This window comes from Yoonia sp. (genome assembly GCF_036007805.1).
Classification (GTDB): domain Bacteria; phylum Pseudomonadota; class Alphaproteobacteria; order Rhodobacterales; family Rhodobacteraceae; genus Yoonia.
Genome location: NZ_DASYOK010000367.1, coordinates 20,497 through 27,764 on the forward strand (window position 1 = coordinate 20,497; position 7,268 = coordinate 27,764).

Here is a 7,268-nt window from a genome sequence, read left to right on the forward strand (position 1 = left end):
GAGCTTGGACGCAGCCGCATACACACGCTCGCGTTATTCAATGGAGTACCTGCTGATTTTCACGAAATGCGCGTTTTGACGCACGAACTGCGAAAGCCTACAGACCCAGAGCCTCGCGGACGAGCTTCATATTGGAGCGGCTCACCGGGACGGGGGGCAAATCAGTTCCGGCAAAGTGGCAAACGCCATTGTCCTTGAGCCGTTCAAAGTGATCGACCTGCGTCGGGTTCACTAAATAGCTACGGTGGGTCCTGACAAACCCAGCGCCCGTCAACCGTTTGGCCGCTTCGTTGATCGGCCACGCGCAAAAGTGCTGCGCGCTATTTGTATAGACGTACGTATAGTGCCCTTCGGCGCGGACAAAGGCGACCAATGCAGGATCAACCAGATGCGTAACGCCGTTGCGCTCACAAGGGATCCGAAGAGAGATTGGCGCTGGATTTGACACCACCTTATCTGAAGTGGGCTCTACCGTGTCGAGGATCGGCAGAGGTGTCACAGGCGTTGACGCAGGCGGAACAAAAAACGTCACACCCATCCATAAGAATGCACCGAGAATAACAAAGCTAGTCAAGATCACGCCAAGCGCCAGCGTTTCATTACTCATCACCGGACCAAATTCATGCAGCGCGGAAACTTCTATGAAACGCGTACTGGCTGTGGCGACAAAATGCACTGTACAGACAGCAAATGCAAAACATAGCGTGCCAAGCAGAATACTGCGATTGGTCCGTTGTCCATAGGCGATCCAGAACGCAGCGATGCACAACACAATTGCCGAGATGACCGACAGAAAAATCCCGAACGGTGTATAGACCGCACGGCACAACTGAAGACCCGCCATGCCAACGTAGTGCATCGCTAGAATGCCGCATCCTACTATAGCCCCGGCTACAGAGACCGTGGTCGGCGTTCTTTCGCGGAAATGTAAAAGCAACAAAGCCGTACCGACAATAAGGATTGCCAACAATGCAGATGCGAGCGTGATCGCGGCGTCATAATAGAACAGGATCGGCATCTGGATGCCGAGCATCGCGACAAAATGCATTGACCAGATTCCGCCGCCCAAGGCGATCGCTGAAGCTGCAACTGATACCTTACGTCGAGATACACTTTGTTGCGAAAGGTCTTTTGACAGTGACAAACCCGTGAAGCCTGCCGCGATGGCAATCACGATGGAGGCGACAATAAGCGCGTTATTATAGCTCACATCCAAGTATTCCATACCAATTTGATGACACCAAACTCCAGATAAATCAAACGAGGAAAAGGTTCCAAACCCCGCAAAACTCCGTGATGCATGACAAGCTTTGGCGTTCGCAATTACAAAAGCGAGATTCCCATGATGGCCTTAAAATCGGCAGTCGCAAATATTCCCAAAAGATAAACGATAAGTTGACACGAAACATTTTCGCTGGAGTGTTATCTTGGTTCGAAAGACGCGCGCTCTAGTCCAGAGTTGAGCGCACCCAAAGCGGACCATGGCCCTTTATGGCGTTTCAAAGAAATTGCACTTTGGGCTTACTGCGGCCATCGAAGCAGATGCAGCATTCTTTCCAAATGCCAGACTATGGCAGTCACTCACGGCCACGAGCTGCCTTTCACCGATCCCTAAAGATGCAGCGGCGCGGCCCGTCAGAGGAGACGTTTGCAGCAACTGCGACTTTCCAACCGTGGCGCGCCCGTCCGCTTCGAAATCTCCCAAGTCACCCGTGCCTCGCTGGCAAGGTGGATGCGGGCGCCGCTGATGGTCGGATCCGAATATCTCTGGCCTGGTCGTTTTCACGAACGGCTTCACATCTCGACCCGCCAGTAGGCGCGGATTGTACGTGACTGGGTGACATCCATTGGTCTGGAGGCTAGCGCCTATGGCACGCACTCGATGCGGCGCACCAAGGTCACGCAGATCCACAAGAAACCAGGCAACCTGCGGGCGGTCCAACTCCGGTTGGGACATACCAAGATGGAGTGGACTGTCAGATACTTCGGCGTCGAGCTTGAAGATGCGCTGGTCATCGCCGAAGCTATTGAAATCTAATCGGCGGGGCCGTCTTCTGGGACGGCCAATCGCCCGGAAACTTCCAAACCAATCGCTCGCACCCATCAGTCATTCGGAAGGACTGCGCCGGACACCCGCGTATCGTTCGGCTAATCTGGGTCACGACGTGTAAAGGTAGCGAGTAGTTGGCCACTATCATCTAACAACGCCATCAGACGATGGTAAGCAACGATTTCGTGCGTTTTTTCAAGTGCTTGAAAAAAGCGTACTTCCGTTTCCATTGCGGCAGCCGGACACATCTTCTTGGTTGCGGCTAGCGGCAAGAACAATGCTCCATCAGCACCAGCCGTCCGATTTCCCCTGAAGTTATTGCATCCACCATTGCCCATGACGGCGTTGTCGGGTTTGAAGGCCAGCCAAGCCTCAGCAAGAGCTGGCTCGCCCGCAAAATCGCGCAACAACCATTCCGATCCGGAAATATCGCGCAAAACGCTTCCCGCGCGGAATGCATCTGGCGTTGCACCTTCGGTCAGAAACCAGCCCGCCGCCCAACCAATGGTGCGATCATAGCCGACACGGCACCAACGCGTTTGTGCCGCGGAGGCTCGTTCTTCCTCGTTTGCTTCAGCCCATTCCGCGTAAGTGAGCCCGCCGATACAGCCAAGATTGGCGATCCCGGTCGCATCGTGAGGAACAGTTCCAACCAAAGCACCCGACGCAGAAGGGGCGGAGCGAAGATTGAGACGATCTTCCGCTTGGACGCCAGTTACAGCAAAATAGTCGGGTCCATCAGCATCTGCCGAAACAGGTCCACAAAAAAGCAAACCGAAACATCCCAAAATTGAAAGCATCAATGAACGTGACGACATGGACATTTTTCCGTTTTTCAGAAGTTCGACAGGCTGCCAAGCCTAGTTGGCATGGACCAAATGTCGATCACTAATTTTCCAGCGCAAATCTTAGAGAGCCAAGAATTGGACCAAGAGGAGGCGGCAAAAACGATGCGCGCACCATTCGGCAGCTTTGCAAGGCAGTCGTGATCAAGCACGCACACACTATAGCTGTGACGGTCCCTGCACAGAAAATGGCGCATGTCTTTGACTATTTCGTAGAATACGAAGGATTGATGGAAGCAGAGGACGTCTTTTTGCTCAGCCTGATTGCAAAAATGAGCGCGCTGTCCATGACTTGCGAGGGGTTTGATCTTGATCGGGTGCGCCACACTGCGGTGCTGGGTGAAATTATCGGTCTACTTTACAGCGTATCTGCCGCTGGAGATCAGCCTCAGCCTTCCAGCAATGCGTGGGTTACAATCGCGATTTCGGGTTACTCTATGGCCTTGGCAGCTATTAAACAAGTTTGCTTGAAGGCGCTGTTATCGCTGGCACAGCAAACGACGTGTTGATCGAATACGTCACGAGGGGAAGATGTGGATGCGAAACCTGTTACTGCCCATGCTTTTGTTGTGCTGGCCTACGTCCTCGGTTTCCATCATCAACGGGTTTCCTGCGGATGTCTCGGATTTTCGTTCTTTCGTCTCCATTCGTGTTATCAGCCCCTTCCCCAGTCATCGCGGAAAGGAAATCAACGGCTGCAGTGGCACGCTGGTTGCCCCTGATTTGGTGCTGAGCGCGTTGCATTGCAAGCTCCTGTTCGAAGGCATTGCCGCGGGTTATCCGTCTGTCTTTGCGGGTTTTGCAGCCGCGAGCCATGGTATGATCCGCTCCAGGATCACAGTCAGGAACAGGATCGGCGCGATAATCAGCGCTATGGTCTCGGCGCGGAAGGCTGCGGCCTCGGGCGCAGGGGTGGAGGTCAGCAGGATGCCTGCCGTCATCGCCGCCGCAGAAACCGGCATCGGGTGGGGCATGAAGCGCAGGCCAAGCACAAAGGCTGCCAGCGCTGCCCGCCACGGCAATGCCCGCGACACCAAGAACAAGAGCGCGGCGCAGATGGTGATCGCATAGCGCCTTGTCATAACCTTAGGTATGGCTGGGCCCGGCTTAACCCCCTCGGACTGGGTATCTTTTGCGGTCACATCATCCACTCCAACGGCAAGATGCCGATGACTTTGACCAACAAGCGGTCAAACCATGTCGTGTTGGGTTCGGTCACAAGCACCATAGTCGCACCGCTTTCATCCTGCGTAACCCATTCCAACGCATCTGCCGGGGACAGGCGCAACGCATAAGCATTGGTCTGCATCACATGATCCACCGCCTGCGAAACAGCCACCGCAAAAGTCGGGCTTTCGATCAAAAGCCCCATCTCGGTGTTCAACCGCGCCGAGCGCGGATCAAAGTTGAACGACCCGATAAAGACCCTTTGACCGTCGATCGCGAAGACCTTGGAATGCAGCGAGGAGGCAGAGCCTGCAAGGAGACTGGCCAGCGTCTGGTCTTGCTGCGGGATCAGCGGATCGGTTTTGAGTTCCCCCAAGGCAACACCGCCTGCCAGCAAGTCGGGGCGGTATCCTGCATAAGACCCATGAACGGTCATGACATCCGTTGATTCTTGTGCGTTGGTCAGTACCCGCACTGCAACGCCTTGCGCTGCAAGCCCGGTCAACAGGTCCGTTCCGCCCCGCCCCGGTACGAAATAGGCCGAGATCAGATCGAGAGAGAGGGCGGGACCGGTCGCTGCATCGGTCAGAATTTTGGCCAGACGTTCGATCAGCAGGCCACCCGTGCCCTGTTGGCCCAACCCTTTGTCAGGGTCATCGACCACCAGTGTCACGCCCGCCCATTCCACCGCATCCGGCCCCGCCATAAGGGTGCGGATAAGCGGTGACTGGCTGATGGCCGCCACATAGGGTGCGGCCAGATCAGAAGCTTGGGCTGTTGCCACAGCCGCTTTCAGGCGCACCACCCCCTCGGGGGCGGCAGGCAGGATCAGTCCCGCCGGATAGGCCGAAGCGCTGTTCCAGTAGGCGTCGAACGCAACGGACACATCCGCTGCGGCTGGGCCAAGGGCCAGCACATCGGTGTCGATGTAATGCGCATCCGGTCCAAAGGCGAAATAGATGTCACCTACATTCCGCCCGCCCACAATACTGGCCGCCCCGTCTGCCGTGAAAGACTTATTATGCATCCGCCGGTTCAACCGGAAAAAATCAAATGCAAAGGACAGCAGCTTCGGACGGCGCAGGGTAAAGGGGTTGAACAGACGCACCTGCATATTCGGCAGATCATCCAGCGCACGCAACTCCGTATCCAACCCTGCAATGCCGTTGTCATCCACAAGCAGGCGCACCCGCACCCCGCGCTCGGCCGCGGCGCGCAATTCATCCAGCAGCAGATAGCCGGTCGTGTCCGCTTGCCAGATGTAATACTGCACATCGAGCGATTGCTCGGCCGTGCGCGCCAGAAGCACGCGGGCCGCGAAAGCCTCGCCTCCGCCAGCGAGAGGGATCACACCGCTCTTGTCCGGATGCGCCTCTTGCCCCTGCAGCACGGCCGCGCCGATCTGAGTGGCCCTTGTGAGGGGAATGGCCTGACTGGCCGCAACGCCTTGGCGATCCGGCAAGGAAAACATCATTTTCAGGACAAATATCCCTACAACGGCTATGGCCAGAACGGCAGCACAGATCCGGATAATTGCCATGATGTTCACTTCCTGAAAGTGACGAATAGACTGGTCGCCTTACAAGACTTGATATCTCTTGGTGTGCTTGCTGCCTAGACCTTCATAAAAGGCCACAACAAGGGCTGCAAATAGCCAGACCATGTACAAACGATATGATGACGAACAGGCTTATGCAGTTTTTTTGCACTTGTGCAAACTGCCGTTGGCCGAGGGTGATAAAGCAACAGACCACTTGCATAGAATGCTGCAGTGGCTCTGCCGCAATTTTCAGGGGACGTTCAGCCCAAAGCATCCCATGATGATCTTGAACTTGGCCATCAGTAAAGCGGCTGAGACCCTTAGCTTTCGCCTGCAGCATCGGTATAAGTGGCAACCAACACGAAGACTCTGCAACCAACCTTGAACGATGCACAAGTGAGCCATGCGATCAATCCGGTTGAATGTCAGCTTCAAGCTTTTCGGCCCGGCTGCTTCGCGACTGCAACAAACCACCGCTTCCAGCCGATTCTGTGGAGAAACACCCTTTCACGAGCCCAGAAATAGCCGTTGCAAATCGGGCGCGCGCGGCTTTTCTGTCAGGCCTTTCGCGTTTGCTGCCGTGCGTCAAAGATCTTGGCCAGTTTCCGGAGGTTTTGGGCGGTTGCGGCAAGCAGGCCGTAACTCTAGGTGGAACAAGCTCAAGGATAAATTGATGAACCGCCAGTGCCACCATCGGGCATTACCTTGGCAATTTGCCGAGGTAGTCTTGCCGCGATTGCGCATATCAAATTTCAAACATAAATCTCACGCTCCCCTTCGGATGTTCAGGCAAACGGGGTGAAACCCATCTGGGGCTTACCGGATCAAAGACCATGACCCGAAAGCGGTCATTGGCGCAGATACAGCGAAAGAGCGCTTCATCCGCACAGCAGACGTCAGTGCGCGTTGCAGCAGAGGCCCGCTCCCTGCCCTTCATGGCCGTGTGTGTAGATAGCAGGATGAACCTATTGGGCTCAGGGTCCCGGTTTTGAGAGGATACATCTGCTCTTTATTGAAGGATACGCTTGCTTCAATACCCTCATTTTATTGGTGTTTACATGTCATCCGTATGTTGCCTGTCTCTGCGCCACCCGATTGTTTGGTTTCTCAGGCGGGACTTGCTCAATCGCCCATGGAGCGCCAGAAGCCTTTGAAGCTAAGTGTTCCCAAGGGGAATTTTCAGCCAAACAGCGGCAAAGTCTGTCGCCACGAGGCAAAAGAAATAGCCCTCAACAGGGCTAATTCCTGCACTCACAGGTCTTTCGCGAAATAATGTAAATGCGGGCGCAGCATTGGCTGGTCTTTGTAGGTCGTGGTCTCGATAGGTTCATCCAATTCCACGAACCCAAGCTTGGGATAAAGACTGCGCATCTCGACATTGGGTGTGAGCGTATCCGCAACCAGACGCTTTAATCCCATGGTACGCGCCGCTTGTTCCCGCGCAACGATCAATGCTTTTCCGGTGCCGGTTCCTCTTGCATCTTCTGTCACAAAAACCCGTTTCAACTCGCCTGTGTCATGATCGAGGCGCTTCATCATGCCACAGCCAACGATCTGTCCATCCCCTTTGCGCGCAACAACAAGACAGCCGTTTGGAGGCAAATAATCGTCCGCATGCGCCCAGAACTCGGCAAGCGCACTCTTTGGCGCAGCGGGATCAATCTCA

General features: G+C 55.1%; 6 protein-coding genes and 1 pseudogene. 2 read left to right on the forward strand and 5 right to left on the reverse strand.

Annotation, left to right across the window (positions count from 1 at the left end):
* Nucleotides 1–97: 97 nt before the first annotated feature.
* Entirely contained in the window at nucleotides 98–1,225 is a 1,128-nt protein-coding gene (locus VGP75_RS19430) for an MHYT domain-containing protein (RefSeq protein ID WP_327545219.1), read from the reverse strand.
* A 450-nt stretch (nucleotides 1,226–1,675) separates the two neighbouring features.
* Between VGP75_RS19430 and VGP75_RS19435 the strand changes: the two are divergent.
* Nucleotides 1,676–2,038, forward strand: a pseudogene (locus VGP75_RS19435) (tyrosine-type recombinase/integrase); the annotation flags it as partial.
* Nucleotides 2,039–2,148: 110 nt separating this feature from the next.
* Here VGP75_RS19435 and VGP75_RS19440 read toward each other — a convergent pair.
* Complete coding sequence (locus VGP75_RS19440; RefSeq protein ID WP_327545220.1) at nucleotides 2,149–2,868, reverse strand: META domain-containing protein; 720 nt, start codon at nucleotides 2,866–2,868, stop codon at nucleotides 2,149–2,151.
* Nucleotides 2,869–3,035: 167 nt separating this feature from the next.
* On the opposite strand from VGP75_RS19440, the gene VGP75_RS19445 reads away from it, so the two are divergent.
* A complete protein-coding gene (locus VGP75_RS19445; protein WP_327545221.1) occupies nucleotides 3,036–3,404 on the forward strand; it encodes a hypothetical protein in 369 nt (122 codons plus the stop codon).
* Nucleotides 3,405–3,671: 267 nt separating this feature from the next.
* On the opposite strand, the gene VGP75_RS19450 is transcribed toward VGP75_RS19445, so the two are convergent.
* The 3 genes from VGP75_RS19450 to VGP75_RS19460 form a co-directional block, all read right to left on the reverse strand.
* Nucleotides 3,672–3,977 carry a hypothetical protein gene (locus VGP75_RS19450; protein ID WP_327545222.1) on the reverse strand — a complete coding sequence of 102 codons (306 nt, stop codon included), beginning with the start codon at nucleotides 3,975–3,977 and terminating at the stop codon, nucleotides 3,672–3,674.
* Nucleotides 3,978–4,033: 56 nt separating this feature from the next.
* A complete protein-coding gene (locus tag VGP75_RS19455) occupies nucleotides 4,034–5,602 on the reverse strand; it encodes a phospholipase D family protein (protein WP_327545223.1) in 1,569 nt (522 codons plus the stop codon).
* A gap of 1,251 nt (nucleotides 5,603–6,853) precedes the next feature.
* Nucleotides 6,854–7,268: GNAT family N-acetyltransferase (locus tag VGP75_RS19460; RefSeq protein ID WP_327545224.1), on the reverse strand; the 415-nt coding region annotated here is incomplete at its 5' end.